Below are 26175 nucleotides of genomic sequence, written 5' to 3' on the forward strand. Positions count from 1 at the left end.
CGAGCCCATGATTGGCTCCTCCCCCCTCGACGACCCCAAGAAGGCCACTCACGCCTGGGCGCGCTTTCGCCGTTTGATGTGGTTCATGCTCTCCATTACCGTGGTAACGGTGGTGGTGGCGCTTGCGGTGATCTACAGTCAGGTCGAGGACGTTTCGCCGCACTTCTTCATCGCCACGGCACTGGGGATCGGCCTTTCGATGCTGCTGATGAGCGCGCTGATGGGGCTGGTGTTTCTCTCCAGCGGGTCCGGGCACGATGAGTCGGTAGAAGACTCGCGCGATAAGCCCGATTCGCCGGCAAGGCCGCCGCTCGATCGCCGCAAGGCACGCTGGAAAGACTAGCTGGCCGGATAGAGCCGGTATTGCTCGACGGGTTTCCCGCCGATCAGATGCTGCTGGATGATCTGTTCCAGCACTTCTTCATCGCATGAGTGATACCAGACGCCATCGGGCCAGACGACCGCGATCGGCCCGGCGTCGCAGATCTGCAGGCAATCGGCCTTGGTGCGCTGCACCGGGCCGATCAGCCCCAGCTCCTTCAACCGCTTCTTGAGATATTTCCAGGCACGCTCGCCATCGTCGCGGCGGCAGCACTTCTGCTTCTCGGAAACGGCACAAAGGAAGATCTGGCGTGTGATCGCGTCGCCGCCGATCTTGGCCAGCGCGCGCTGCGCCTTGACGAGATCGCTCAGCGCGACTTCCCCGCGATGCGGTCGATCTCTTCGCGCACCAGCTGTTCGACGATGGCGGGCAGGTTGGTATCGAGCCATTCGGCCAGCATCGGGCGCAGCATCTCGCGCACCATGCCTTCGAGCGGGCTTCCGCCGGGGGCATCGGCATGGCCCGCATCGCCGCTGGCAAGCATCGCCAGCGCGGCAAAGCTGTCGTTCACGCTCTGCCGGGCGGCGTTGCTGGTGAGCGGTTCGGGCTCGACCACCGGTTCGGCCTCCGCACTGTCGGCGGCTTCGGGAGGGCGCTCGCCATCGATCATGACCTCGGCCTCGCCGAGATCGAGCACTTCGTCCGAAGCCTCGGGCGTAACCGGACTGTCGTCGCTTTCGGCGGGGGCTGGCGCGTGCAGGCTCGTGGTGAAGCTCATCGACCGGCGCTTGCGCTTTTCGTCGGCAGCGACTTCCCGGTTTTCGCGTTCGATCACCCGCTTGATGATGCCGAGGATTTCCGCGGTCGAGGCTTCCGAGTGCTGCATGACTATTGCTCCAGCCCAGTGGTGCGTGGAATTTCCGCATCTTGCGCCGGTATGTCAACCGTACGGGCGCTCTGGGTCACGGGGTCTTCGTCCTGGCTCCAGTCCCACACATTGCCGCGCACGCGGTCGTAGTTCACGGCCGGATCGTAGAGCGGGCCATAGTCGGCAAGGCCAAGATCGCGGGCTTCGGCGCGGCCCATGGCGGCCAGCAGCGTGAAGCCCGCGACATAGGCGTTGCGCCGCGCGGTCACCAGTTCGACCTGCGCGTTGAGCAGTTCCTGCTGGGCGTTGAGGATATCGAGGATGGTGCGGTTGCCCACGGTGTTTTCCGCTCGCACGCCCTCAAGGCTGAGCGATGCGGCATCGACCGCGCTTTGCGACGAGAGCACGATGGCGCTGGCGGCGCGCCAGGTCGAATAGGCGCCGCGCACTTGTGCGATGATCGCGCGTTCGGTCGCCACGACCTGCTCAAGCGCGGCCTGCGAATTGGCCTGGGCCTGCCGCTCGCGCGCCGAGACGCGGCCACCCTGGAACAGCGGGAGCCTGAGCCTCAGTCCCGCCTGCGCGGTGGTCGAGGCCTCGGGTGTCGTTGGCGAGCTGAGCGTGCCGAGAAAGTTCTGGTAGCCGCCGGTCGAGAATGCCTCCACCGTGGGCATGCGCCCTGCCCCGGCCACGTTGATATCGTAGCGCGAAGCCTGCGCGCGTTCGAGCGCGGCGATCAGGTCGGGGTTGTTCTCGAGCGCGATCTGCACCGCCGTATCGACATCGGTGGGCAGCCCCGGCAGCGGTGGCGGCGGGGCCAGCTCGCCCGGTGCCTTGCCGATCAGCTCGACATAGCGTTCGCGCGCGGTGATGAGGTTCGCCTCGGCCGATTGCAGGTTGCCGCGCGCCACCGAGAGCCGCGCTTCGGACTGGGCCACGTCGGTGCGGGTGAGATCGCCGATCTCGAACCGGTCGCTGGTGGCCTGGAAATTGACCTCCAGCACCTGCACGTTGTTGGCCGACAGGCCGACGATCGCCTCGTTGCGGATCACGTCCATATAGGCGGCGACGACCTGGCTGAAGATCATGCTCTCGGTCCCGCGCAGGTCGGCCCGGCCGGCCTCCACGCGTGTTTCTGCCGCGCGCACGCCGTTGCGCACCGCGCCGCCCTGATAGAGCGGAACCGTCAGATCGACACTCGCGCTGAGCGAGCGGTCGGGCGCGATGAAGCTGGCCGAGTTCTGCTTGAGGAATTCCGTGTAGGTGCCCGAGGTGCTGGCGCTGGGCAGGCCACTGGCGCGCTGAATCACCACGTTCTCGTCGGTCGCGCGCAGCTGGGCGCGTGCGGCTTCGAGCGTGGGGTTCTCGGTGTAGGCCGAGGCGAGCGCATCCTTCAGCGTATCCGCACGAACCGGGCCGGCAAGCAGGCAGGCAGAGGCAAGCAGCGCAACAATGGCCGAGCGGCGTGGCATGGTCAGAAGGTCCAGCCCTTCGGCGCGTCGAACGCGGCGATGCGCGGAATGCCCATGTCCTGCACCGGGAACAGCGCGGCCTTGCCATCGGTCAGGCGGCCGATGGCAAGGCGGGTGACGCCGCCCTCGACCGTGCCGGTGACGATGCGGGCATCGTCCGCCAGCCGGGCGAGCAGCGCCTCGGGCAGCTGTTCGGCTGCGCCATCGACCAGCAGCAGGTCGGCAGGCTTGCCACCGGTGCCGGCGGCGAGAGCTTCGGCGGGCGTCAGTTCGATCACCTCGGCGACCATCGGGCGCAGCAGTTCGGCAAGGTAGCCGCTGCCGTTGTTGACGACGATGGCGACCTCGCTGCCCCTGGGGGCGGCTTCCTGCAGGATCGCACCCTGCACCAGCGGCGCGGGCAATGCGCCGCCATTGTCGAGCTTGATCGCACGGTCCATATAGGCGGTGGCGCGGGCGCTTTCGGGCACGAAGTCCTCGCGCGGCACTTTGTTCATGCGGGCGAGCACCTCGGGAGCGTTCACCCCGCTGGTGCGCAGCTGGCTATCGATCATCGCGCGGCGCGCAGGGTTGGTCGGGCTAAGGGTGGTTTCGAGCATAGTCTCTTCAGCAAACTCTTGTCGGATGCGGCACAAAGTGCCTTAAGCGCAACCAAAGCCGAGGCCAAGGCCTTTGACCGTCGCAAACTGTCGCACAGCGAGCGCATCGGTTAGGGGCCATCGACCAACAGGAGTTACGAGACGATGAGCGACATGGTGACGATCCGCGAGGACGACCTGATCGAGACGGTGGCCGACGCGCTGCAATATATCTCCTACTATCACCCGATGGACTACATCACCGCGCTGGGCGAGGCCTACAAGGTCGAGCAGGGCCCCGCGGCGAAGGATGCCATCGCGCAGATCCTCACCAACAGCCGCATGTGCGCCGAGGGCCACCGCCCGATCTGCCAGGACACCGGCATCGTCAACGTGTTCATCAAGTGGGGGCAGGAATGTCGCCTCGAATCGAAGCAGAGCCTGCAGGAGGTCGTCGACGAGGGCGTGCGCCGGGCTTACAACAATCCCGACAACAAGCTGCGCGCCTCGATCCTCGCCGACCCGGCCTTCACCCGCCGCAACACCCGCGATAACACGCCCTGTGTGCTGTCGGTCGAGATGGTGCCGGGTCGCACGGTCAGCATCGATGTCGCGGCCAAGGGCGGCGGCAGCGAAAACAAGAGCAAGTTCAAGATGATGAACCCCAGCGACAATATCGTCGACTGGGTGATCGAGCAGATCCCCTCGATGGGCGCAGGCTGGTGTCCGCCGGGGATGCTCGGTATTGGTATCGGCGGCACGGCGGAGCATTGCATGAAGCTCGCCAAGCTGTCGCTGATGGAACAGATCGACATGGCCCAGCTCAAGCAGCGCGGTGCCCAGACCGATCTCGAACAGCTGCGGATCGACATCTTCGACGCGGTCAACGCGCAGGGCGTGGGTGCGCAGGGCCTTGGCGGGCTGTCCACCGTGCTCGACGTGAAGATTCTCGATGCGCCGTGCCACGCCGCGGGCAAGCCGGTGGCGATGATCCCCAACTGCGCCGCCACGCGCCATGCGCACATCACCATCGACGGTTCCGGCCCGGCCTATCTGCCGCAGCCCGATCTCGACGCCTGGCCCGATGTCCACTGGGAGCCCGATGCCGAGGCGATTCGCGTCGATCTCGACAATCTCACCCCCGAAGTGGTGGGCAGCTGGAAGATGGGCGACCGTCTGCTCCTCAACGGCAAGATGCTGACCGGGCGCGACGCCGCGCACAAGCGCATTCAGGATATGCTGGCCAAGGGCGAAGAACTGCCCGTCAACTTCAAGGGCCGTGCGATCTACTATGTCGGTCCGGTCGACCCGGTGATGGGCGAAGTGGTCGGCCCGGCTGGCCCCACCACCGCCACCCGGATGGACAAGTTCACCGAGATGATGCTCGATCAGGGCCTGCTGGCGATGATCGGCAAGGCCGAGCGCGGCGCCGATGCGGTGGACGTGATCAGCCGCTTCAAGGTCGCCTACCTGATGGCGACCGGCGGCGCGGCCTATCTTGTCGCCCGCGCGATCAAGGAGGCGAAGGTGGTCGGCTTCGAGGATCTCGGGATGGAGGCGATCTACGAGTTTACCGTGAAGGACATGCCGGTGACGGTCGCGGTCGATGCCGAGGGCAACAATGTCCACAAGCTGGCCCCGCTGCACTGGCAGGAGAAGATTCGCGAGGAAGGCCTGCTGCCGACCGGGTGAGCGCGGCCCAGTTCAATGCCTTTCGACCAAATGGCGATTCGGATCGACCAACTGGCCCTGCCCCGCTGGCAGGGCCAGAGGTGCACAGGCTAGAGGGTGGAGATGAAACCCTCCCGCACGCCCCCGCCTGCCGCGCGCGTCCCGTTCTGGACCGTGTTTGCCTCGATCGTGGGGCTGTGGGCGACCTACTTCGCGCTCATCACGGTGCGGGCCGAACTGCTTGGCCTGCCCTTCCTCGATGAAATGCTGTGGCTGCGGCTGCTGACCACCTTTTGCGGCATTCTCATCACGCTTGGGCTGTGGTTGGTGTTGCGGGTGTTCGATGCGCAGCCGATGTGGCTGAAGATCGGCGCGGCGCTGCTGCTGGCAATGCCGGCCGCCTTGCTGACCGCGCAGGCCAACGCGCTGATCTTCGGCGAATTGCAGGCCGCCGTCGACGGGATGAAACTCGCCCAGCAGGGCTTTGGCGACGACACCCTGATGGTCGACCAGCAGGATGTGGCGCTGGCGACCGAGCGCGAGCGGCTGATCGACTTTGCTACCAGCCGCTATTTCCTGCTGCTGGCCTGGTGCGCGCTCTATCTCGCGCTGCTCACCGGCGAGCGGGCGCGGGCGGCGGAACGGCGCGAGCAGGAGTTCCGCACCGCGGCCAAGGCGGCGGAGCTGCGCAGCTTGCGCTATCAGGTCAATCCGCATTTCCTGTTCAACACGCTCAATTCGCTTTCGGCCATGGTGCTGACCGGCAAGACCGAGGCGGCCGAGCGGATGATCCAGACCATCTCCACCTTCTATCGCCGCAGCCTCGCCGACGATCCCACCTCCGATGTGCCGCTGCGCAACGAGATCGCCTTGCAGCAGCTCTATCTCGAAATCGAGGCGGTGCGCTTTCCTGCCCGCCTGCGCACGATCTACGAGATTCCGCCCGCGCTGGAGAATGCGCTGGTGCCGGGCATGATCCTGCAACCGCTGGTGGAGAATTCGGTCAAGCACGCGGTGTCGCCCAGCGGCGGCGAGATTACCATCACGCTGGCCGCGCGCGAGGAATACGGGCGGCTGGTGATTACCGTTTCCGACAACGGCACCGGAGGCGGCACAGGCGGCGGCGCGGCCAATCACGCACCCGGCCACGGCATCGGCCTGGCCAATGTGCGCGAGCGGTTGCAGGCGCGCTTCGGTGAGGAAGCGAGCGTGGTCTCGGGCCTCGTTCCGGGCGGCTATGCCACGCACCTGCGCGTGCCGATCCTTACCCGAGGCAGGACATGAGCGAGACCCCGCTGCGCACGCTGATCGTCGATGACGAGCCGCTTGCGATCGAACGCATGCAGGTGCTTTGCGCCGAGCTGCCCGGCATTGCCGTGGTCGGCACCGCCGCCGATGGCGAGGCCGCGCTGCGGCTGGCGGAGAAGCTCAAGCCCGATCTGCTGCTGCTCGACATGACCATGCCGGGGATGGACGGGCTGGCTGTCGCCAAGACGGCCAGTTCCGGGGACACGCCGCCGGCGGTGATCTTCGTCACCGCGCACGACAACTTTGCGGTCGAGGCCTTCGATCTCGATGCGGTCGACTATGTGCTGAAGCCGGTCGGGAAGGATCGGCTCGCCCGCGCGATAGAGCGCGCGCTGGCGCGGCGCAGCGACCCGGCGGAGCCCGGCGCGCCAACTTGGCTGGAAGAGCTATGGGTGCCCGATCGCTCGGAACTGCTGCGGGTCGAGGCCGCCTCGGTGCACCGCATCGATGCCGAGCGCGACTATGTCCGCCTGCACACCGACCCGGTGGGCGAAGGGCGCAGCTATCTGCTGTTGCAGACCATCGCCGGGCTGGAAGAGCGGCTCGACCCCGAACGGTTTATCCGCATCCACCGTTCGACCATCCTGCGCCGCGATGTCATCAAGGGCCTGCGGCACGAGGGGCTCGGCGTGTGGTGCGTCGAGCTGGCCGATGGCGAGGTCTTGCGCATCGGGCGGACCTATCTGCGCAAGGTCAAGGCGATGGCCGGGCGCTAAGGCCCGCCGCATACCGGGCCCCTTATGCAAAAAAAGAGCCGCCCCGGTGAGGGCGGCTGTCAGGTTGCGCGGGGCCCTTGCTGAGGGGTGGGTGCAAGGGCCCGGCGACTGGTCAGGCGGGCGGGATCAGCCGCCCAGATTGGTGTCGCGCTTGATCTGCGCGAAGTGGCGGTCAAGCTGGCTCTTGGCGGTTTCGTAGCATTCACGGGCACCACGCGAACGGATGCGGGTGCCGGTCGTCACGCCGTCAACCGCGCAGATTTCGCGGGCGGCGCTGTCGATGCGGCGGTCCAGCTCGGCCACGCCCTCGGGGGTCGCAAGATCGAGGTCGACGTAGCTGACGCGGGCCGAGCGCTGCTCGCCCGTGCCCTCGGCGGCGGAAACGGTGGGAGCAAGCGCCAGTGCGCTGGCGGCAAGGGCGAGTTTGATGGTGATGGCCTGCATGATGTCTCTCCTGTCTGAACCCTGGTCTGGGGTGAAATTCCTGTTTGGTTGCGCCGCAACCGGTGGGACTGCTTTCGGCTGCGGCGCTGACAAAGACCTAGGGCATTCCATGCGCCCGGTCCGCTCCCGCTCGACCTGATCACGCGTCTGATCGACCGACGGCGGGCGCTGCCGACGAACGGTATACTGCGCTCCACGAGCGGTGATTTGCCTCGCTGGCGGACAGGCGGCAGAAGGGTCAGGTGATCGCAATTGCCTTTGCCTTCGTGCTCGGATTCGCCAACTTCTTCGCCCAGACCATGGTGCTGGACAGCGGACATCCGTTGCTGACCAGCCTTGCGCCCGGGCGCTTTCGTATCGCCCGCGCGGTCAGCCTCGGGCTGGAATTTGCGGTGCTGGTCGCGGTCATGCTGGCGGTCAGCGAAGGCTCGGGCACCTGGCTGGCCTTCTATGCGCTCTACACGCTCGGCAACGGCGGGGCGGCATGGATGATCTGGCGCAGCATGTGACGGGAACCGCCCCATCCGCCCGGCATTCTGAAAGGCATGGCGCGCAAGCAAGGCATCTGGCTCATTCACAACCACGCGAGCGGCAGCAACGATGCCGCCGGGCTCGCGGCCTTGCGCGAGCACTGCGGCGCGCGGGGCATGCCGGTCGAGCATGTGACCTGCTTCCCGCGCGATGACCTGCCCACACCGCAGGCGCTCGATGCGGCGGGGATCGGCATTGCCGCGCTGTTCGCGGGCGATGGCACGATCAACGCCGCGCTCGATGCGCTGGCGGGCTGGGGCGGCAAGGTGTTGGTGCTGCCGGGCGGGACGATGAACCTGCTCTATCACCGGCTGTTCGGCGATTGCGACATGGTCGAGGCGATCGATGCCGTGGCCAGCGGCAAGGCCGCCACCTGCCGGGCCGAAATGATCGAGAGCGCGGCGGGCAATGGCTATGCCGGTGTGCTGGCCGGCCCCGGCACGAGCTGGAACACGGTGCGCGAGGCGATGCGCGAGCGCGATCTGGCGGGCATGGCGCGCGAAGCCAGTGAGGCGCTCGAACATACGCTCGACGGTCCCCCGGTCGCCTGTATCGAACCGGCGCTGGGCCGGGACGAGGGCTATCCGCTTATTCAGCTCACTCCCACCCGTGACGGGATCGAGATCACCGCTTTCCATGCCGAGACGACCGGCGAATATGTGAAGCAAACGCTGGCCCTGTTGCAGCACGATTTCCGCTCCGGGCCGCACGATGTGTTGGGCAAGGCCGACAGGGTAAAACTGCGCATCATCGGCGCTGGGACTCTCGGCCTCCTGCTCGACGGCGAGCCTGCGGAGGCCAGCGGCGCGAGCACATTTGCCCTCGGACATGCCGGGGTCGATATGCTAACGACCCGGCCCGATGGCCGATAGCAAGCTTCTGTTCCACCTTTCCGATATTCACTTCGGCCTTGTCGATGAGCGCGCGATCGCCTGGGTCGAACGCGAGATTCGCGAGCGCCGCCCGGACATGGTGGCGATCACCGGCGATCTGACCATGCGCGCCCGCCAGCGGGAGTTCGATGCTGCGACCGAGTGGATCACGCGGCTCGAAGCGCCGGTCACGGTCGATGTCGGCAACCACGATCTGCCCTATTTCAACCTGATCGAGCGGTTCTTCGACCCCTATCGCCGTTTTCACGGGATGAAGGATCTGGTCGAGCGCGAGATCGTGCTCCCCGGTCTGGCGCTGGTGCCGCTCAACACCACCGCGCGCGCGCAGCCCCGGTTCAACTGGTCGAAGGGCTGGGTCAGCAAGGGTGCGCTGCACCGCTGTCTTGCGGCAATCGATGCCCTGCCCACTGGCACGCGCGCGCTGGTGACGGTGCACCACCCCTTGCGCGAAGTGGGCACCAAAGGCACCGCGCTGACCCATGGCGGCGGGCATGCGCTCGACGAGCTGGCGAAGCGCGGGGCGCTGGCGGTGCTGAGCGGGCATGTCCACGATGCCTTCGACATCATGGAGCAGACGCCGCATGGCCCGGTGCGCATGATCGGTGCGGGCACCTTGTCGCAGCGCATCCGCTCGACCCCGCCGAGCTTCAACGAGCTGCACTGGGATGGCGAACAGCTCGACGTGCGGGTGCGCAACCTCGAACATGTCGATACGCGCGCGATGCAGATCGACGATGTGCCCGAGGACGCCTTGCCCCCGCGCGAGCCGGGCGAGCCGGTGGCGCCGGTCGGGCGCGTTCCGCCCAGCGATCCGCCGGTTTATTGACTTGACCTGAGACAATGCCGAGCCTGCGTCGGGATGGCAGCACAGCTGCGTCCGGACAAAGGAAACAGGCTCATGTTGAAGATCGCGCTCATCCTCCACGCCGTTATCGCGACCAGCCTTATGGGCATGGCGGTCATTGCCGTGCTGGCTGTCGATATGCATGCCGGGTGGCGTGAAATCGCGCTCGCGGCGGTGGCAGGGTTTGTCCTGGCGATTCCGGTCAGCTGGTTTGTCGCCGGGCGGATTCGCAAGCTGCAGGGCGGCGACAGCTAGGCCGCACGCTGAAGGCGTCTTTCGGCAGGGCGTTATTTCGCATCGGCAAACAAGGCTACCAAGTCCGCAACGCCGCTGGCACCGGTCTTGGCCATGACGGTAGCACGGTGATCTTCCACGGTTCTCGTGCTCAGGTTCAGGCTGGCGGCGACCTGCTTGTTGCTCATGCCTGCTGCGAGCAGTTCGAGAACCTCCCGTTCCCGCGCCGTCAGCGGCTCAATCCGTCTCAGCGCCGCGCCGCGTCTTCTGCTCCAGGCGGAGCCTTCGGCGATGGCCGCGAGCAGGCGCGCTTCATCGATTGGCTTTTCCAGATAGTCGAGCCCGCCATACCGGCGCACCGCGTCCACCGCATTGGCGGTGGTGGGCCAGGCGGTCATGAAGATGATGGCGACCGCCGGGTTCTGTATGCGCAGGGCCTCGGCCAGGGCAAAGCCGTCCACCTCGCCCATCATGACGTCGGTGACCACACACTGACATTCCTGACGGGCGTTGGCGTCGAGCATCGTCTCCGGGCTCAGGAAGGATTGCGCCTGATACCCGTTGCGGATCAGCAGGCGGACGATCGCCGCGCCTAGATCCGCATCATCGTCCACCACATGAACGAGAGCGGGCAACTCTTCACGCATGGGGAGCCTCGATGGTCGGCAGACAGGTTTCATGGCGGATCACGCCATCTTCCCCGTCCTTGCGGATGAGGGTGCCGCCATGGGCCATCATGATGGCCCCCGCGATCAGATTGCCCACGCCAAAGCCGCCCGAATCCGCCACGATGCCGGCAACAGGATTGGCGACTGCGACCTGCGCCCTTTGCGCATCGGCCGTCAGCATGACCGTGATCTGATCCGCAGGTGACGCGCTCAGTGCGTTACGCACGAGATTGAGAAAGGCTTGAGTCAGTTCAATTTCCTGTCCCATGACAAAAACATCCGTTGTGGGCAGGACCAGTTTCACCCGGTCCGCCCTCTGGCCGGTTTCCCCGATGGCAAGCTGCACCACTTCGCTCAGCAGCAAGCCCAGCGACAGAGGCGACGGCTCATCCACCGCGCGTCCGCCGAAGCGGCGCAGGCGGCGTATCATCGTGGACAGTGTTTCGACCTTGCGGGCGATCAATGCGGCGCTTTCGGCAATTTCGGCATCGTCGCGGCTGATGGCGGCAAGATGGCGGCTTTCGATAGCGAGCGTGGACAGCGGCTGGCTGATTTCATGGATCACCGCGACCGACATGGCGCGTACAGTTTTCAGCCGCTCGGCCTGAAACAGCAGGCGATCGCGCCGGGCGATGGACTCCCGCGCGGATTGCTGGGCATCGGAATAGCTGCCCGCCAGATAGGCCGACACGGCCGCGACGGCCAACCCGATGTGAAGCGCCAGCCGCGTGGACACGTCCGATACCGAGGCCGACCACAACAGTGTCACTACGCTGGACAGGATGATGGCGACCCAGGCCAATTTGCTGCCATGGCGCAGGCCGATCCATGTCATCATCAGCAAGACCGGCATCAGCCTGAGATCCGGCAGCAGCATGGCGAGCAACCACCCCAGCACGAAGATGAGGATGGCTTGTCTCAAGGCGGGCCATGGCAGGCGCAGGGCAGCTTGCCTGTCTTTCCCTTCGCCCAGCCACAGCAGGAACGGCGCCACGATCAGAATGCCCAGCATATCCCCCAGGAGGAATATCGAGGTCGGGAAGTCAGGTGCCGGAGCCCCTTGAACTGTTTCCATCCATTCCCAGCCACCCCTCACCAGGGCGGTGAATGTGGGCACCAGGATCGTGGCCAGCGCGAGCGGCAGCGGCGCGGTTGCCGATGCAGAGCTGTTGCGCCGCTCTTCGCGCCTTATCACGGCGATGACGGAGCCGGTGGCAAGGGAAGGCAGGATGATGTCGACCGCCATTTTGAACGACAGGTCATGATGGGCGATGAGCGACCATAACAGGCTCTGCGCCAGCAATTCGGCCGCAGCAACGGGCAAGGTCCACCTGGCGCCATAGTGCCAGAGAAAGGCGAACCGGAGGCCCGCGGCGGGATACCACAAGCTGAAGAAAGAGATTCCGGCCCATATTTGCGCAATTTGGTGGCCGATGCTGAAGGCCACCAGATAGGCCGCCCACAGTCCGATGGTCCGCCATGACGGCACTCGGGGTAGACCGTGGCCGGGCATCGGGATGCGACTGTCTTTCATCAAATCGATAAACCCGATGGACGTTCTTGTTTTCGATCCGGGAAATATCCGGATGTTGGGCTGTAAAAAAGTGGGGCGGGGATATTTTCTTCAGTCCGGGTTTTTCCCGGATGGAAACCAGCTCCCGAATTTCTCAAAAATCCTCGCGCAAAATTCAACGGCGAGCTGATACGCGGTGAAATTCAACCCAGACCTAACTTCCTCCGTTACTCCTATCGGATACGATTTTGGCGCAGGCCGTCAGCTAGAGGACTTCACTGGCGAAGTAGTCCAGGAGCAGGATGAGACCTGTCCTTATCGCGCGTCTATCAAGTGTGGATCGGTTGTTGTGATATCACAGAATGCAACAACACAGACAGAGGCCGAACATATCCTTGAGAGGCACCTCAAGATCCTGAGAATGCTCAAGGATGGTGTGTTCGATTAAGCCGGATCTTCCGGGATATCGGATTGGCGGATCACTTCAGAAGAGGGCTCAAAAGATCTCCTTGAGGAGCATCCTGCGACGAACAGTACCGCCTCTCTGCAGCAGCAGGCAAAGAAAAAGGGGCCATTTCTGACCCCTTTTCCTTGATTTCCAACTGGTAAGCCCAGCTTCGCGATTAGCGCTTCGAGAACTGGAAGCTGCGACGGGCTTTCGCGCGGCCATACTTCTTGCGCTCGACCACGCGGCTGTCGCGGGTGAGGAAGCCAGCGGCCTTGACGATGCCGCGCAGGGCGGGCTCGTACTTGGTCAGCGCCTGGCTGATGCCGTGCTTCACCGCGCCGGCCTGGCCCGACAGACCGCCGCCCGAAACGGTGGCAACCACGTCGTACTGGCCTTCACGGTCCGAGATCGCGAACGGCTGGTTGATCACCAGACGCAGCGTCGGACGGGCGAAGTACACTTCCTGGTCGCGGCCGTTGACGGTGACCTTGCCGGTGCCCGGCTTGATCCACACGCGGGCCACGGCGTCCTTGCGGCGGCCGGTGGCATAGGCACGGCCCTGCGCGTCAAGTTCCTGCTCGCGCAGCGGAGCGTTGGAGACGACCGGAGCCGGTGCGCCTGCTTCGGCACCCGCATCGGTGTTCGTCTCGGCGACAGCGCCGGTCACGGCCTTCAGATCGGCCAGATCGTTCACCGAGTTGGTCTCGCCGCTTTTGTTTTCGTCGGTCATCAGGCGGATACCTTGTTCTTGCGGTTCATGGCAGCAACGTCGAGCACTTCGGGCTTCTGCCCGGCGTGGGGGTGCTCGGTGCCGGCGTAAAGGTGCAGGTTGCTCATCTGCACGCGGCCAAGCGGGCCGCGCGGGACCATGCGCTCAACCGCCTTTTCCAGCACGCGCTCGGGGAAACGACCGGCCAGAACCTTGTCGGCGGTGATTTCCTTGAGCCCGCCGGGGTGGCCGGTGTGCTTGTAATAGGTGTGCGTCTTCAGCTTGTTGCCGGTGAACCGCACCTTGTCGACATTGAGCACGATCACGTGATCGCCGCAGTCGACGTGGGGGGTGTAGAACGGCTTGGTCTTGCCGCGCAGCAGGTTGGCAATGATCGAGGCGAGGCGGCCAACGACCAGACCTTCGGCATCGATCACGAGCCACTTCTTTTCAACCTCGGCCGGTTTGATCGACCGGGTGACTTTCGTCAGCGCCTTCATGGGCTATTCTATCCTTGCTATCGCCGCTGGCCATTGTCGGACAGCGATGAGTGAACCGGGCCGCTTCAGCGTTAATGCAGAATCATCTGCAACTCGGCCTCGCGAAGGGGCGGCATTTGTCCCGCCGGGGCTTTTAAGTCAAGCGAATGTGCGGGTTAGCGTGGAGGTAAAATAACACCTCCATGCTTTTCAACCCGCCTCCGGGCGGAGTGAATTGGCGAGCCACGCCAGCGCCTGCGGGGTCGACTGGTCGGCGTGCCAGCCTACGATTACCGGGGTTTCGTAGCTGTGCAGCGTGTGGAGGCGGGCGATGGCGTCGGCCATTTGCGCGGGGCTGGTCTTGCACAGAAGGCCATATTCCTCGCTCTCGTCGACCGCGCCCTCCCAGGCGAAGACCGACAGCACCGGGCCGACGATGTTGACGCAGGCGACGAGTCGCTCTTCCACCAGCGCATGGGCAAGACGGCGTGCTTCCTCGCGGCTTTCGCAGGGGCACCAGACCAGCGCGAAGCGGGCCGCCCCCTCGCTCATCGCCGCTGGCCGACCGCGTGGATGCCCCAGGCGACGCTCGCCACCAGCAGCGCGCCAACCGCCTGATGCGCGACCGCCAGCCACAGGTCGACCCCGCTCATCACCGTGGCGATACCGAGCAGGATTTGCAGGCCCACGGCCGAGTGAATCGCCACCGAGGCGCGCCGGTCGATCGGGCGCAGACGGCGGGCCAGCACGATCAGCACCGCCAGCACCGCGAAGGCCCACCAGCGATGAAGGAAATGCAGCCAGAACGGATCGTGGGTGAAGGTCCAGACGATCCCTTGCGACCAGTCGGCTTCGGGCACCAGCTTGCCCTGCATCAGCGGCCAGGTGTCCGAGGCCAGTCCGGCCCGCAGCCCCGCAACCCATGCACCGAGCAGCAGCTGAACAAACAGCATCACGCCCACCAGCACGCCCAGCGAGGTGACCCGCGCCGGGCCGATGGACCGCGTCAGCGCGCGCAGGTCGAGCGCGGTCCAGACCAGTCCGGCCAGAGTGAACAGCGCCGTCAGCAGGTGGATCGAGAGCCAGAAATGGCTGACGTTGGTCATCTCGGTGTTGAGGCCGGAGCGGACCATCAGCCAGCCGAACGCGCCTTGCAGCCCGCCCAGCGCCAGCAGCGCCAAGAGCCGCGGCTTGTAGCCCGCCGGAATCATCCCGCGCACCCAGAACACCAGCAGCGGCAAGGCAAAGGCCAGCCCGATCAGGCGGCCCAGCAGCCGGTGCGCCCATTCCCAGAAATAGATGAACTTGTAGTCCGCCAGGGTCATCCCGGCAGGCCCGGCGACCTGCTGGTATTCGCCGATGTTCTGGTAGGCGGCGAATTCCGCCTGCCATTGCGCTTCGCTGAGCGGCGGCAGCGCGCCGGTGACCGGCTTCCATTCGGTGATCGAGAGCCCGCTTTCGGTGACGCGGGTAATCCCGCCGATCACCACCATGGCGAACACCATCGCGGCCACAACCAGCAGCCAGCGGGCCAATGCCAGCGGCCTGCCGCCGCCTACGAGAGTACAGTCCTGTGCGACCATGATGGCCCGCGCTCTGTGCCTTTTGCGCGGGCTTTGCAAGACCATGCAATGAATGTTCGCACTTGCGCAATGTTATAGCGTTACATACATGGGGCGAATGGAGCAGAGAATGCCTGGAATTCGTGGCCGATTCGACCGGCTGGGCGTGGTCTTGTCCGCGCTGTGCCTGGTTCACTGCATTGCGGGCACTGTTCTGGTCGCGGGCATGGGGCTCGGCGCGACATTCCTGCTCGACCCTGCGATTCACCGTGTCGGGCTGGTGGTGGCGGTGATTGTCGCCGGCATTGCCATCGGCATCGGCGCGGTGCGCCACCGGCGCAAGCTGCCCTTCGTCGTTGCGATGACCGGCCTCTCGTTCATGGGCGGCGCGCTCGCGGTCGGCCATGGCGCGGAAGAGGTGGTCTTGACCATGATCGGCGTCGTGCTTGTCGCCACCGGCCACGTGCTGAACTTGCGCCACGGCTGAAGCGCGCTATCTGCTGGTGCATGACCAGCACCATCTCCCTTACCGTCAACGGCGAGAGCCGCCGTACCTCCGCCGCCACCATTGCCGACCTCGTGCGCGAGCTGGGCCTCGCGCCGGAAAAGGTCGCGGTCGAGCACAATGGCGAGATTTCGCCGCGCTCGGGGCTCGGCGCGGTGCAGCTGGGCGAGGGCGACCAGTTGGAAATCGTCCACTTCGTGGGCGGTGGATCGGGCGAGGCTGACGACGATAGCTGGGAAGTGGCCGGACACCGCTTCACCAGCCGCCTGATCGTCGGCACCGGCAAATACAAGGACTTTGCGCAGAACGCCGCCGCGGTCGAGGCGGCCGGGTCCGAGATCGTCACCGTGGCGGTGCGCCGGGTGAACATCTCCGACCCCAATCAGCCGGTGCTGATGGACCATATCGACCCCAAGAAGATCATCTATCTGCCCAACACCGCCGGCTGCTTCACCGCCGAGGACGCGATTCGCACGCTGCGCCTTGCGCGCGAGGCGGGCGGCTGGGAGCTGGTGAAGCTTGAAGTGCTGGGCGAAGCCAAGACGCTTTATCCCAACATGAAGGAAACCCTGCGCGCCACAGAAGTGCTGGCGAGCGAAGGCTTCAAGCCGATGGTCTACTGCACCGACGATCCGATTGCGGCCAAGCAGCTGGAAGAGGCGGGCGCGGTGGCCGTGATGCCGCTGGGCGCGCCGATCGGCTCTGGCCTCGGCATCCAGAATCAGGTGACGATTCGCCTGATCGTCGAGGGCGCGAGCGTGCCGGTGCTGGTCGATGCGGGCGTTGGTACGGCCTCGGATGCGGCGGTGGCGATGGAGCTGGGCTGCGACGGGGTGCTGATGAACACCGCCATTGCCGAAGCGAAAGACCCGATCCGCATGGCCCGCGCGATGCGGCTGGCGGTGGAGGCCGGACGCCACGCCTATCTCTCCGGGCGGATGGGGCGGCGGCGCTATGCCGATCCCTCCTCTCCGCTGGCGGGACTCATCTAATCAAGGCGTTAACCTTAAAATAACCGTGCCGGGCGACAGTCCTTGCAGGAATCGCAAGGACCATGACCTTATGTCGTACCGTTCCAGCACCGCTTCGCTTGCCATTGCCGAAATGCGCGAATTCGCCGGTTTCACCGCGAGCGAGCGCCAGTTCATCGAACGCAGCCTCGATATCGCGCTGGGGCGCGGCGATGCGTTCAAGCAGTGGTCGCCCGATGGCAGCGAGGCGGTCACGATTCGCAAGCAGTACCTTGCCTATCGCGAACTGCGCACGCTGCGCGAGGCCGCGCCTGAACCGAACGCGATGGACGGCCTGTCGTATTACATCGGCGCGCTGGTCCGCATTGCCACGCAGGATCTCGCGCTTGAGCAGATCGAGAGCTTCTCGGCCTTCCGCTTCCTCTACGAGCGCCTGCTTGGCGCATCGGCGCGGCCCTATCTTCCGGCAGTGTTCTGCGCCGCCGCTGCCTTGCCGCAGATTCGCCCCGGTATCCGCCGGGTGCTGCTGCAAAGCCTGTCGGAAACCGCAGCCACCGCGCCCGGCTGGTCCGAGCGCGAGCCGAGCTTCTATCCCGAGCGTGTGGTCAGCGACGCCGCCTGATCCCGGTCAGTACAGCGCCTCAAGCCGCTCGCCATAGGCGGCGCGGATGAAGGGGCGGCGGATCTTCATGGTTGGCGTCATCTGGTCGTTGTCGACGCTGAACGGCGCATCGGCGAAGGCGAACTTGCGGATCTTCTCGATCACCGACAGGTCTTCGTTGGTGCGGTCGATCGCGGTCTTGATCGCGCTGCGGAAGGCCTGCGATTCGCTGAGGCTGACAAGGTCCGCCGGTTCGCCGTGCTCGTGTGCCCAGGCCTTCATCCACTCCTCATCGGGCACCACCAGCGCGACCATGTAGGGCTTCCTGTCGCCCGCCACCATCGCCTGGGCGATCTCGGGTTGCAGTGTGAGCATCCCTTCGAGCTTCTGCGGGGCGACGTTGTCGCCCTTGTCGTTGACGATGATGTCCTTCTTGCGGTCGGTGATCGCCAGCCTGCCGCGCTTGTCGATATGGCCTATGTCGCCGGTGTGGAGCCAGCCGTCCTTCAGCGCGGCGGCGGTGTCGCGCGGGTTCTGCCAGTAGCCCTTCATCACCAGTTCGCCGCGCACGAGAATCTCGTTGTCCTCGGCGATGCGGACCTCGACATCGCGCAGCGGCGGGCCGACCGTGGTGAGATCGATCCCCACCGAAGGCAGGTTGACGCTGACCACCGGCGCGCTTTCGGTCTGGCCATAGCCTTGCAGCATGGTCAGCCCCATGGCCTGGAAGAACCCGCCGACTTCGGGGTTAAGCGGTGCGCCGCCCGAAACCAGCGCCTTGATCCGCCCGCCGAACAGTGCCCGCACCTTGGGGCGCAGCGTCGCCCCGAGCAGCGCCTCGGTCGGCGCGTCGAGCACCGAGCGGCGGTTGTTCGCTACCTTCACCCCCAGCTTCAGCGCGCGCGCGAGCAGGAACCGGGCGCTGCCGCCCTTTTTTTCGACCTGCTTGATGATCTTGGCCCGCAGCACCTCGAACAGGCGCGGCACCACGATCATGAAGGTCGGCTGCGCTTCTTCCAGATTGCTCGACAGCTTGTCGAGCCCTTCGGAGAACCAGATATCTGCGCCAAGCCCAATCGGGAGGTAAAACCCCGCCGTGTGCTCCATCGCGTGGCTGAGCGGGAGGAACGACAGGAACCGCTCCTGCTCCCAGCCGAACTCGCGGCTCAGCAGTTCACCGGCCGCGCCGACGTTGTGCAGGATCGCGCCGTGATGCAGCATCACCCCGCGCGGGCTGCCGCTGGTGCCGCTGGTGTAGATGATGCAGGCGAGGTCATCGCGGGTAACCGGCGAAATGCGCGCCTCGACCGCGGCACGGGCGGCGGCATAGTCGCCGCGCACCGTTTCCGCCCACTGGTGGACGCGGAAATCGCCCGCCTGCGCCGAGGCGACCGGGTCCATCGCGATGACGTGGCTGATCCCGCCGGTGCGGATCACGGCGGGAAACAGCACCTTGCCCAGCTTCTCGCCCGAGACGAACACTGCGCTGGCGTTGGAATTGTCGATGATGTGGCAGTGATCGCTCACCGTGTTGGTGGTGTAGGCGGGCACGGTCACGCAGCCTGCCGCCATGATCGCCAGATCGGCGATGCACCATTCGGGGCGGTTTTCGGATACGATCACCACCCGGTCGCCGTTGCCGAGCCCCATCCTGTGCAGGGCCTGAGCCAGCAGGCAGACCTGCTGCGCGGCTTCGGCGTAGGAGATCGAGGTCCATTTGCCGTCATGCTTGGCGGTCAGGAACGGGGCAGCGCCTTGCTCGTCGGCGCGCTGGAGAAACAGGGCGACGAGGTTGGGGGCGTTGGAAATATCAGTAAGTTGCACGTGCGTGCCATCCTCTCGTGCGGTTGCTGGCGCAACCTGTCATCGACCGGACTTAGGCAAGGCGCGAGCGCGCGGCAAGTTTCCGTAATGGGAGGGCGTCAGTTGCCGAGCGCGACGCCCTCGCTGCGCGGATCGGCGGCCCCGCGCCAATGGCCATTGGCGAACTCGACCGCATTGGCCTTGAACGGCATCTCGCGCACGATCACCTTGTGGCCGAGCGCTTCCAGCTCGCCCTGCATCGCCAGCAGCGAGGAGCCGGGTTCGAGCATGATCGTGTTGCCGGGCGAAAACAGGCCGGGCAGCGCGATGGCTTCCTGCGCGGTGAGGCCCCAGTCGAGCACCCCGATCAGCGCCTTGGCGGTCTGGACGGGAATCGTCGCCCCGCCCGCCGCGCCAATGGCGATGCGCAGGTTGCCCTCGGGCCCATAGACCAGCGTCGGCGACATCGAGCTGCGCGGCCGTTTCGAGCCTTCCACCCGGTTGGCGACCGGCACGCCGTCAACCTCGGGCACCATGGTGAAGTCGGTCAGCTCGTTGTTGAGGTAGAACCCGCCGAACATCAGGCCCGAGCCGAACGGCCCCTCGACGGTGGACGTCCACGAGACCGAATCGCCTGCATCATCGACCACGGCGAAGTGACTGGTGCCACTCTCTGGCCATTGCGGGCCGGCTGCCAGCGCCAGGCTGGCCCCCGGCGGGGTGCCCGCTTGCGGATCCGCGATGGTGGAGGTGGGCGAGATCTGGCGACCGCGCTCGGTCAGGTAAGCCGAATTGACGAGGCCCGCGACAGGCACGTCGACGAAATCGCTGTCGCCAAGATAAAGTTCGCGGTCGGCATAGGCGAGGCGCTGGCTTTCGGCGAACAGGTGCCATGCGGTCGGCGATGCGGCGCCGAGCGCGGCAAGGTCGAACCGCTCAAGCTGTTTGAGGATCGCGATCACGGTGGTTGCCCCCGAAGAGGGCGGGCCCATCCCGCAGATGCGGTAGACGCGGTATTGCCCGCAGACCGGATCGCGCCACCTGGCCTCGTAGCCGCGCACGTCGGCGGCGACCATGGCTCCGTCACGCGGGGTATCGGCAGCGACATAGTCGGCCAGCGCCGCGCCTGCCGGGCCCTGATAGAGCCAGTCCGGCCCCTCGGCGGCGATCCGTTCGAGCGTTGCGGCCAGCGCCGGGTTTTTGATGACAGTGCCGACGGGCAGGGGCTCGCCCGCCGTATCGTAGAACAGCGCCTGCCCCTCGGGCACCCGCCCGCCGCGATCCCGTGCCCGATCCAGCGCGCCATTAAGGCGCGGGGTCATCACGAAGCCGTCCCGCGCCAGCGCGATGGCGGGCTGGAACAACGCCGCCCATTCGAGCTTGCCGTAACGCTCGTGGGCCTGCCGCGCGAGTGCGAGGCTGCCGGGCACGCCCACGCTCAGCCCGCTCTTCACCGCGTCGAGGAAGGCAACGGGTGCGCCGTTATCGTCGAGGAACCAGTCCGGCCCCGCCCCTGCCGGTGCGGTTTCGCGCCCGTCGAGCGTGGTCACTTCGCCAGCGGGCGTGCCGTGGACGTAGAACCCGCCGCCGCCGATGCCCGAACTCTGGGGCTCGACCACGGTCAGCGCCAGCATCACCGCGATGGCGGCGTCGGTGGCGCTGCCGCCCTGTTCGAGGATCGCCATGCCTGCTGCGCTCGCGCGCGGGTCGGCGGTGCTGACCATGCCGGTCTGCGGCGCGGTGAAGGCGGTCGGCGCGACCGGAGCCTCGGCCACGGGCGAGACAGTGGCGCAGGCGGCAAGCAGGAGCGAAAGCGCCAGCGGCGCGATTGTGCGGTGCGACATGGGGCGACCCTATGCCGTTCCCACCGCCTCCGCAATGCTGCTGAACCCGTCGCGCTGCATCAGCCGTTCGAGCCCTGCGACGATGTCGCTGGCGATGCCCGGACCGCGATAGATCATCGCGCTGTAAAGCTGGACGAGGCTCGCGCCGGCCCGGATGCGCTCCCAGGCATCGGCTGCCGTGGCGATCCCGCCCACGCCGACCAGCGGCATGGCGCCGCCCGTTTCCTTGCGGAAGTCGCGCAGCCGTTCGAGCGCCGGTTCGCGCAAGGGGGCGCCCGAAAGACCGCCGGTCTCATCGGCATGGCGTGAGGCGAGCGGCGGGCGGGCGATGGTGGTGTTCGAGACGATCAGCGCGCCGAGCTGCTTGTCCATCGCGATGCGGGCGATGGCACGGATGTCCGCGGGCTCGAGATCGGGCGCGACCTTGAGGAACACCGGCGGTCCCTGCTCGCCGCGCGCTGCCATCACCGCGTCGAGCAGTTCGATCAGCGCGCCCTCGTCCTGCAGTGCGCGCAGACCGGGGGTGTTGGGGCTGGAAATGTTCACCGCGAGATAGGAGGCGAGCGGGGCCATCGTGCGCGTCATCACCGCGTAGTCGTCGATGCGGTTGGCCGAATCCTTGTTCGCGCCGATGTTGATCCCGACGATCCCGCCCCGCTCCTTGCGCGCCGAGAGCCGCTCGAACGCCAGCGCCGCGCCGCCATTGTTGAATCCCATCCGGTTGATCACCGCCTGATCCTCGGCCAGCCGGAACAGGCGCGGGCGCGGGTTGCCCGGTTGTGGCAGCGGGGTCAGCGAGCCGACCTCGGCAAAGCCGAAGCCGAGGCCGAGCAGGGCATCGGGCACCTCACCGTCCTTGTCGAACCCGGCTGCCATGCCGAGCGGGTTGGGAAAGTCGAGCCCGGCCACCCGCGTTGTCAGCGGGCCGGAAGCGGCGGGGCCGCTGGCGGGCGAAAACGACAGGGCGAGCAAGGCCAGCCGATGCGCGGTTTCGGCATCGAGGCGGAAAATCAGCGGGCGGAGAAGCGAATAGATCATGCACGGTCTGTGACAGGATCGGGCCGCCACGCGCAATCGCCAATCGCGCATATTCCATGGTTTGGCGTTTTCTTACAATTCGCGCGCAAGCGAATCGGCTAGTGCAAAACCGCGACCCGAAGGGCTCGAAGCCGTATAGCTACGAGTTCTCCACTTTAGGGGCGGCCGGCTCTGTAAGGGCCAGCCGCCCTTTTTTCTGCGACATATTTTGTATACCCTGCTGCCCTCGGCGCGCTAAGGGCCACTACCTACCGTCGGGTGGTGGCAGAATGCTCCGGGTACGGAGCGAAAGCGAGGGGTCGCAGCGGTTATGGGGAAAACAAGCGTACGGACTCTCGGACCCGATGGAGTTCTGACCCAGACCTCCCGTTTCGAGCTGCGCTATCTCCCGGTGCCCGAGCAGTTCGCCCACCACGTTACCACCTTCTATCACTTCCGCTGCGATGAGCCGGTGATTCGCGAGGTTCAACCTGCGGCGGTGGGGCATTTGTCGCTGTTTGCGCGTGGCAGTGGCAAGATCTACTTTCGCGATGGCACCTCGGATCCATCGCACGAGACCAATCTGCTCACGCCGGTCTCGGTCGCGGCGAATTTCGTGGTCGACGGGCCGTTCCATGCGATTGGCGCGGCGCTGACGCCGCTCGGCTGGGCGGAGCTGACCGGGCTCCATGCAGGTGAGCACGCGAACCGGCTCTATCCCGCCGCAGACTACCTTGGCGAGGAAATCGGCGCTCTCGGGGCCAGGCTGTGTGCCGCCTATCGCGACGGGACGATGGACGCGGCGGGCTGTGCCGAGGAACTGGGGCGCTATATCGGCACGCGCCTGCGCCCGCTCAGCGCCGACTATCGCCAGCTGATCGCGCAGACGGGTGCCTGGCTGGGTGGTGATCTCAACCCCGATATCGACGAGTTGTTCGCCGCCAGCAACTATTCCCGCCGCCAGACCCAGCGGCTGGTCGACCGCTTCTTCGGGCTTCCGCCGACCGCGCTCAGGCGCATGTATCGTGCGCTGCGGGCGGCGGCGCTGTTCGCGCAGCCCGACCTCACCCCGGAGATGGAGGCCATGGTGCGGGAGTGCTTCTACGACCAGCCGCACCTGATCCGCGAGATCCGCCTGTTCGCCGGGCGCACCCCGGCGCGGCTGTCGGACGATCCCGACAGCTATCTCAACGAGATGCTCGACCTCAGGAACCTGCGCGAGATCCGCTAAGGCCTGCTAACGACTCGCAACAGGCAATCGGGCGTTGAAACCCTGAGGAAAGACCACTAGCTGCAAATCGGAACGAATTGATCCGATTATGCCCCGAGCCCAACCATGCGCCTCTCGAACCTAGCCGACTATGCCGTAGTCACCATGTGCGCCGCCGCGCGTCACTGCGGCTTTGCGCGGGTTTCGGCGGCGGTGCTGGCCGAGGAGACGGGGCTGCCCGCGCCCACGGTGCAGAAGCTGGTCAGCCAGCTGTCGCGCGCCGGTTTGCTGAACAGCACGCGCGGGGCTGGCGGCGGGATCAAGCTCGCGCGCCCGGCGGCGGCGATTACGCTGGCCGATATCGTCGAGGCGGTGGAGGGGCCGATTGCGCTCACCGCCTGCGTCGAGCAGGAGCGGCCCGATTGCGCGCTCGGAGAGCGGTGCCGGGTTCGCCCGCACTGGGCGCTGGTAAACGAGGCCCTGCGCGGGGCGCTGGCGGATATTCCGCTCACGCAGCTGGCGCGGGTGCCGGAAGAGATGAAGTTGGAAGCATGACGCAGGAAGTGGAAATTCAGGATCGCGCAGCGCGCGAAGCCGCCGCCAAGGCCGCCGACTACGAGTTCGGCTGGTCGAGCGAGATCGAGCAGGAGTTCGCGCCCAAGGGCCTGAACGAAGACACCGTGCGCTTCATTTCGGCCAAGAAGCAGGAGCCGGAGTGGATGCTCGACTGGCGGCTCAAGGCCTTCCGCCTGTGGCAGACCATGCCCGAGCCGGACTGGGCCAAGCTGCACTATCCGCCGATCGACTATCAGGACGCCTATTACTACGCCGCGCCGAAGAAGAAGCCCGAACTGGAGTCGCTCGACGACCTCGATCCCGAGATCAAGGCGGTCTACGACAAGCTGGGCATTCCGCTGGCCGAGCAGGAAGTGCTCGCCAATGTGAAGAGCGACCGCAAGGTGGCGGTGGATGCAGTGTTCGACAGCGTTTCGGTCGCCACCACCTTCCGCAAGGAGCTGGAGGCGGCGGGGGTGATCTTCCGCAGCATCTCCGAGGCGATCCGCGAATATCCCGAGCTGGTGAAAAAGTGGCTCGGCAAGGTCGTGCCGCAGCATGACAACTACTTCGCGACGCTCAACTGCGCGGTGTTTAGCGACGGCACCTTCGTCTACATTCCCGAGGGCGTGCGCTGCCCGATGGAGCTTTCGACCTATTTCCGCATCAATGCCGAGAACACCGGCCAGTTCGAACGCACGCTGATCGTGGCCGAGAAGGGCTCTTACGTGAGCTATCTCGAAGGCTGCACCGCCCCGCAGCGTGACGAGAACCAGCTTCATGCCGCCGTGGTCGAGCTGGTCGCGCTGGAAGATGCCGAGATCAAGTATTCGACCGTGCAGAACTGGTATCCCGGCGACAGCGACGGCAAGGGCGGGATCTACAACTTCGTGACCAAGCGCGGGCTGTGCCAGGGCGCACGTTCGAAGATTTCGTGGACGCAGGTCGAGACCGGCTCGGCGGTGACCTGGAAGTATCCCTCCTGCGTGCTGAACGGCGAGGATTCGGTCGGCGAGTTCTACTCGGTGGCGGTGACGAACAACCACCAGCAGGCCGACACCGGCACCAAGATGATCCACAACGGCAAGGGCTCGCGCTCGACGATCATCTCGAAGGGCATTTCGGCGGGCAAGTCGAACAACACCTATCGCGGGCTGGTGCGGGTGGGCGCCAATGCCGATGGGGTGAGGAACTTCACCCAGTGCGACAGCCTGCTGCTGGGCGACCAATGCGGCGCGCATACGGTGCCCTATATCGAGGTGAAGAACCCCTCTGCCCAGATAGAGCACGAGGCGACTACCTCGAAGATCAGCGAGGACCAGCTGTTCTACGCGATGCAGCGCGGGCTCGATGAAGAGCAGGCGGTGGCGCTGATCGTGAACGGCTTTGCCAAGGAAGTGCTCAAGGAGCTGCCGATGGAGTTCGCCGTCGAAGCGCAGAAGTTGCTGGCGATTTCGCTTGAGGGGAGCGTTGGGTGAAGGCCGTGGCGGTTGCCCTGATAACATTGGCTGGGTGCAGTCAGTCGGATACGTTCCCGGGCGCTGAAACCGAATCCTGTATCGAAAATCAGGTACCCAACGGTACGAAAGTCTCAGCAAAGCGTGCGCTCGAAGTAGTGCAGAATTGTGATAATCAGTTTGATGCATGGTCAAAAGCCACGGTGGAGAACACCTTTCAAAAGCCTTTTGATCGTTCAAATCCGCAAATGTCGAAACTTTACGAGCTTCATCAGGAAGCATCCCGAGAAACAATGCTCGTTCAAATTTCAGACGAGATTCATCCGAAGTTTTACAAATGACCACCCGCAAAACCCTGAACCTCCGCCCCGCGTCGCACGCCACTTCGGAGACGCCCGAAATCCCCGGCCTCAAGAAGAAGGGCCGCGGGTGGGAAATCTCCGAGAAACGCCTCGATGCGCTGCACGACCGCGCGCGCGAGCTGCGCCGGTTCTCGACGCCCGCCCACAAGGCACTCGCCGAGCGGTTCGCAAAGGCCGATCTCGGCAAGTTCAAGTTCACCCGCCACGCCGTCGTCGGCAGCGCGATTGTGGACTTCAACTGCCACCTGCTTGGCATGGCCGTGGTGATCGACGAGGGCGACCAGCCTGAAGCCTTGGCCAAACGCTCGGACCGGGCGCTGGAGGCGGTCGGTATCCGGGTGATGCGGATAAAGGCCGAGGATATTCTAACCGATATGGATAACGTGCTGCACCGCATCACCGCCGGAATGCGCATGCGCATCGGCGACAAGCAGGTGCGGCGCGGCAAGCACGAGGCGAGCAAGCGCGATGCGCGCATGACGCGGGAGCGCAGCGAGTGAGTGCCAGTGCTGCCTTTACCGTCACCCCGGACTTGATCCGGGGTCCAGCTTTTTCCTCCCCGCTGCACCAGATAGCGGGACCCCGGATCA

Annotated in this window: 30 protein-coding genes; 16 read left to right on the plus strand and 14 right to left on the minus strand. The window is 65.6% G+C overall.

Annotated elements, in window-relative coordinates; genetic code table 11:
• Window positions 1-7: 7 nt before the first annotated feature.
• The gene (locus D2V17_RS01825; RefSeq protein WP_119591436.1) at window positions 8-343 is read left to right on the plus strand and encodes a hypothetical protein; all 336 of its coding nucleotides are present in this window, start codon (window positions 8-10) and stop codon (window positions 341-343) included.
• Here the strand turns inward: D2V17_RS01825 and D2V17_RS01830 are convergent.
• From D2V17_RS01830 to D2V17_RS01845, 4 genes are read right to left on the minus strand one after another with little or no spacing between them, the layout of a single operon-like run.
• Window positions 340-771, minus strand: coding sequence for a (2Fe-2S) ferredoxin domain-containing protein (locus tag D2V17_RS01830; RefSeq protein WP_245978439.1), 432 nt, complete (start codon window positions 769-771; stop codon window positions 340-342). The genes D2V17_RS01825 and D2V17_RS01830 overlap by 4 nt on opposite strands.
• A complete protein-coding gene (locus tag D2V17_RS21880) occupies window positions 690-1208 on the minus strand; it encodes a DUF2497 domain-containing protein (RefSeq protein ID WP_119591437.1) in 519 nt (172 codons plus the stop codon). Before D2V17_RS21880 ends, D2V17_RS01830 begins: the two co-directional genes overlap by 82 nt.
• A 2-nt stretch (window positions 1209-1210) precedes the next feature.
• Entirely contained in the window at window positions 1211-2662 is a 1452-nt protein-coding gene (locus tag D2V17_RS01840) for a TolC family outer membrane protein (protein ID WP_119591438.1), read from the minus strand.
• Window positions 2663-2664: 2 nt separating this feature from the next.
• Window positions 2665-3261 carry a protein-L-isoaspartate O-methyltransferase family protein gene (locus D2V17_RS01845; RefSeq protein WP_119591439.1) on the minus strand — a complete coding sequence of 199 codons (597 nt, stop codon included), beginning with the start codon at window positions 3259-3261 and terminating at the stop codon, window positions 2665-2667.
• Window positions 3262-3414: 153 nt separating this feature from the next.
• Here D2V17_RS01845 and D2V17_RS01850 point away from each other — a divergent pair, with 153 nt between their 5' ends.
• From D2V17_RS01850 to D2V17_RS01860, 3 genes are all read left to right on the plus strand, one after another.
• On the plus strand, window positions 3415-4932 hold the full coding sequence (locus D2V17_RS01850; RefSeq protein WP_119591481.1) for a fumarate hydratase: 1518 nt from the start codon (window positions 3415-3417) through the stop codon (window positions 4930-4932).
• Between the two features lie 102 nt (window positions 4933-5034).
• Window positions 5035-6195: a sensor histidine kinase gene (locus D2V17_RS01855; RefSeq protein WP_119591440.1), complete on the plus strand. Its 1161-nt coding sequence runs from the start codon at window positions 5035-5037 to the stop codon at window positions 6193-6195.
• Window positions 6192-6935, plus strand: a complete 744-nt coding sequence (locus D2V17_RS01860) for a LytR/AlgR family response regulator transcription factor (RefSeq protein ID WP_119591441.1) — start codon at window positions 6192-6194, stop codon at window positions 6933-6935. The genes D2V17_RS01855 and D2V17_RS01860 overlap by 4 nt, the downstream gene beginning before the upstream one ends.
• Before the next feature lie 126 nt (window positions 6936-7061).
• Here D2V17_RS01860 and D2V17_RS01865 read toward each other — a convergent pair whose 3' ends face one another.
• Window positions 7062-7379 (minus strand): UrcA family protein, encoded by a 318-nt coding sequence (locus tag D2V17_RS01865; protein ID WP_191229022.1) that lies wholly within the window; start codon window positions 7377-7379, stop codon window positions 7062-7064.
• A gap of 242 nt (window positions 7380-7621) precedes the next feature.
• Here D2V17_RS01865 and D2V17_RS01870 point away from each other — a divergent pair, with 242 nt between their 5' ends.
• The 4 genes from D2V17_RS01870 to D2V17_RS01885 are packed head-to-tail and all read left to right on the plus strand — an operon-like array spanning window position 7622 to window position 9902.
• Complete coding sequence (locus D2V17_RS01870; protein ID WP_119591443.1) at window positions 7622-7888, plus strand: hypothetical protein; 267 nt, start codon at window positions 7622-7624, stop codon at window positions 7886-7888.
• Window positions 7889-7924: 36 nt separating this feature from the next.
• A complete protein-coding gene (locus D2V17_RS01875) occupies window positions 7925-8782 on the plus strand; it encodes a diacylglycerol/lipid kinase family protein (RefSeq protein WP_119591444.1) in 858 nt (285 codons plus the stop codon).
• Window positions 8772-9629 carry a metallophosphoesterase family protein gene (locus D2V17_RS01880; RefSeq protein WP_119591445.1) on the plus strand — a complete coding sequence of 286 codons (858 nt, stop codon included), beginning with the start codon at window positions 8772-8774 and terminating at the stop codon, window positions 9627-9629. The genes D2V17_RS01875 and D2V17_RS01880 overlap by 11 nt, the downstream gene beginning before the upstream one ends.
• A gap of 33 nt (window positions 9630-9662) precedes the next feature.
• A complete protein-coding gene (locus D2V17_RS01885; RefSeq protein WP_220474047.1) occupies window positions 9663-9902 on the plus strand; it encodes a hypothetical protein in 240 nt (79 codons plus the stop codon).
• Between the two features lie 32 nt (window positions 9903-9934).
• Here the strand turns inward: D2V17_RS01885 and D2V17_RS01890 are convergent, their stop codons facing one another.
• From D2V17_RS01890 to D2V17_RS01915, 6 genes are all read right to left on the minus strand, one after another.
• Window positions 9935-10528 (minus strand): response regulator transcription factor, encoded by a 594-nt coding sequence (locus D2V17_RS01890; protein WP_119591447.1) that lies wholly within the window; start codon window positions 10526-10528, stop codon window positions 9935-9937.
• On the minus strand, window positions 10521-12083 hold the full coding sequence (locus D2V17_RS01895; RefSeq protein WP_119591448.1) for an MASE1 domain-containing protein: 1563 nt from the start codon (window positions 12081-12083) through the stop codon (window positions 10521-10523). The genes D2V17_RS01890 and D2V17_RS01895 overlap by 8 nt, the downstream gene beginning before the upstream one ends.
• 602 nt (window positions 12084-12685) lie before the next feature.
• On the minus strand, window positions 12686-13240 hold the full coding sequence (gene rpsI / locus D2V17_RS01900; protein WP_119591449.1) for a 30S ribosomal protein S9: 555 nt from the start codon (window positions 13238-13240) through the stop codon (window positions 12686-12688).
• Complete coding sequence (gene rplM / locus D2V17_RS01905) at window positions 13240-13719, minus strand: 50S ribosomal protein L13 (RefSeq protein WP_119591450.1); 480 nt, start codon at window positions 13717-13719, stop codon at window positions 13240-13242. The genes rpsI and rplM overlap by 1 nt, the downstream gene beginning before the upstream one ends.
• A gap of 189 nt (window positions 13720-13908) precedes the next feature.
• Window positions 13909-14250, minus strand: coding sequence for a divalent-cation tolerance protein CutA (cutA, locus tag D2V17_RS01910; RefSeq protein ID WP_119591451.1), 342 nt, complete (start codon window positions 14248-14250; stop codon window positions 13909-13911).
• The gene (locus tag D2V17_RS01915; RefSeq protein ID WP_119591452.1) at window positions 14247-15281 is read right to left on the minus strand and encodes a COX15/CtaA family protein; all 1035 of its coding nucleotides are present in this window, start codon (window positions 15279-15281) and stop codon (window positions 14247-14249) included. The genes cutA and D2V17_RS01915 overlap by 4 nt, the downstream gene beginning before the upstream one ends.
• Before the next feature lie 109 nt (window positions 15282-15390).
• Between D2V17_RS01915 and D2V17_RS01920 the strand changes: the two genes are divergently transcribed.
• From D2V17_RS01920 to D2V17_RS01930, 3 genes are all read left to right on the plus strand, one after another.
• A complete protein-coding gene (locus tag D2V17_RS01920; protein ID WP_245978441.1) occupies window positions 15391-15747 on the plus strand; it encodes a MerC domain-containing protein in 357 nt (118 codons plus the stop codon).
• A gap of 20 nt (window positions 15748-15767) precedes the next feature.
• Window positions 15768-16757 (plus strand): sulfur carrier protein ThiS, encoded by a 990-nt coding sequence (gene thiS / locus D2V17_RS01925; RefSeq protein WP_119591454.1) that lies wholly within the window; start codon window positions 15768-15770, stop codon window positions 16755-16757.
• A 70-nt stretch (window positions 16758-16827) separates the two neighbouring features.
• Window positions 16828-17358: a hypothetical protein gene (locus D2V17_RS01930; protein ID WP_119591455.1), complete on the plus strand. Its 531-nt coding sequence runs from the start codon at window positions 16828-16830 to the stop codon at window positions 17356-17358.
• A 6-nt stretch (window positions 17359-17364) separates the two neighbouring features.
• On the opposite strand, the gene D2V17_RS01935 is transcribed toward D2V17_RS01930, so the two are convergent.
• The 3 genes from D2V17_RS01935 to D2V17_RS01945 form a co-directional block, all read right to left on the minus strand.
• The gene (locus D2V17_RS01935) at window positions 17365-19161 is read right to left on the minus strand and encodes an AMP-dependent synthetase/ligase (RefSeq protein ID WP_119591456.1); all 1797 of its coding nucleotides are present in this window, start codon (window positions 19159-19161) and stop codon (window positions 17365-17367) included.
• A 98-nt stretch (window positions 19162-19259) separates the two neighbouring features.
• Window positions 19260-20984: a gamma-glutamyltransferase gene (gene ggt, locus D2V17_RS01940; RefSeq protein WP_119591457.1), complete on the minus strand. Its 1725-nt coding sequence runs from the start codon at window positions 20982-20984 to the stop codon at window positions 19260-19262.
• 9 nt (window positions 20985-20993) lie between these two features.
• Entirely contained in the window at window positions 20994-22022 is a 1029-nt protein-coding gene (locus tag D2V17_RS01945) for a quinone-dependent dihydroorotate dehydrogenase (RefSeq protein WP_119591458.1), read from the minus strand.
• 310 nt (window positions 22023-22332) lie between these two features.
• Here D2V17_RS01945 and D2V17_RS01950 point away from each other — a divergent pair, with 310 nt between their 5' ends.
• The 5 genes from D2V17_RS01950 (at window position 22333) to D2V17_RS01965 (ending at window position 26085) form a co-directional block, all read left to right on the plus strand.
• Window positions 22333-23232 carry a helix-turn-helix domain-containing protein gene (locus tag D2V17_RS01950; protein WP_119591459.1) on the plus strand — a complete coding sequence of 300 codons (900 nt, stop codon included), beginning with the start codon at window positions 22333-22335 and terminating at the stop codon, window positions 23230-23232.
• Between the two features lie 105 nt (window positions 23233-23337).
• Window positions 23338-23766, plus strand: coding sequence for an SUF system Fe-S cluster assembly regulator (locus D2V17_RS01955; protein ID WP_119591460.1), 429 nt, complete (start codon window positions 23338-23340; stop codon window positions 23764-23766).
• Window positions 23763-25244: a Fe-S cluster assembly protein SufB gene (gene sufB / locus D2V17_RS01960; RefSeq protein ID WP_119591461.1), complete on the plus strand. Its 1482-nt coding sequence runs from the start codon at window positions 23763-23765 to the stop codon at window positions 25242-25244. The genes D2V17_RS01955 and sufB overlap by 4 nt, the downstream gene beginning before the upstream one ends.
• Window positions 25241-25564 carry a hypothetical protein gene (locus tag D2V17_RS20890; protein ID WP_147367169.1) on the plus strand — a complete coding sequence of 108 codons (324 nt, stop codon included), beginning with the start codon at window positions 25241-25243 and terminating at the stop codon, window positions 25562-25564. The genes sufB and D2V17_RS20890 overlap by 4 nt, the downstream gene beginning before the upstream one ends.
• A complete protein-coding gene (locus D2V17_RS01965) occupies window positions 25561-26085 on the plus strand; it encodes an endonuclease domain-containing protein (RefSeq protein ID WP_119591462.1) in 525 nt (174 codons plus the stop codon). Before D2V17_RS20890 ends, D2V17_RS01965 begins: the two co-directional genes overlap by 4 nt.
• The last annotated feature ends 90 nt before the right edge of the window (window positions 26086-26175 follow it).

Source organism: Aurantiacibacter xanthus, assembly GCF_003584015.1.
GTDB lineage: Bacteria > Pseudomonadota > Alphaproteobacteria > Sphingomonadales > Sphingomonadaceae > Alteraurantiacibacter > Alteraurantiacibacter xanthus.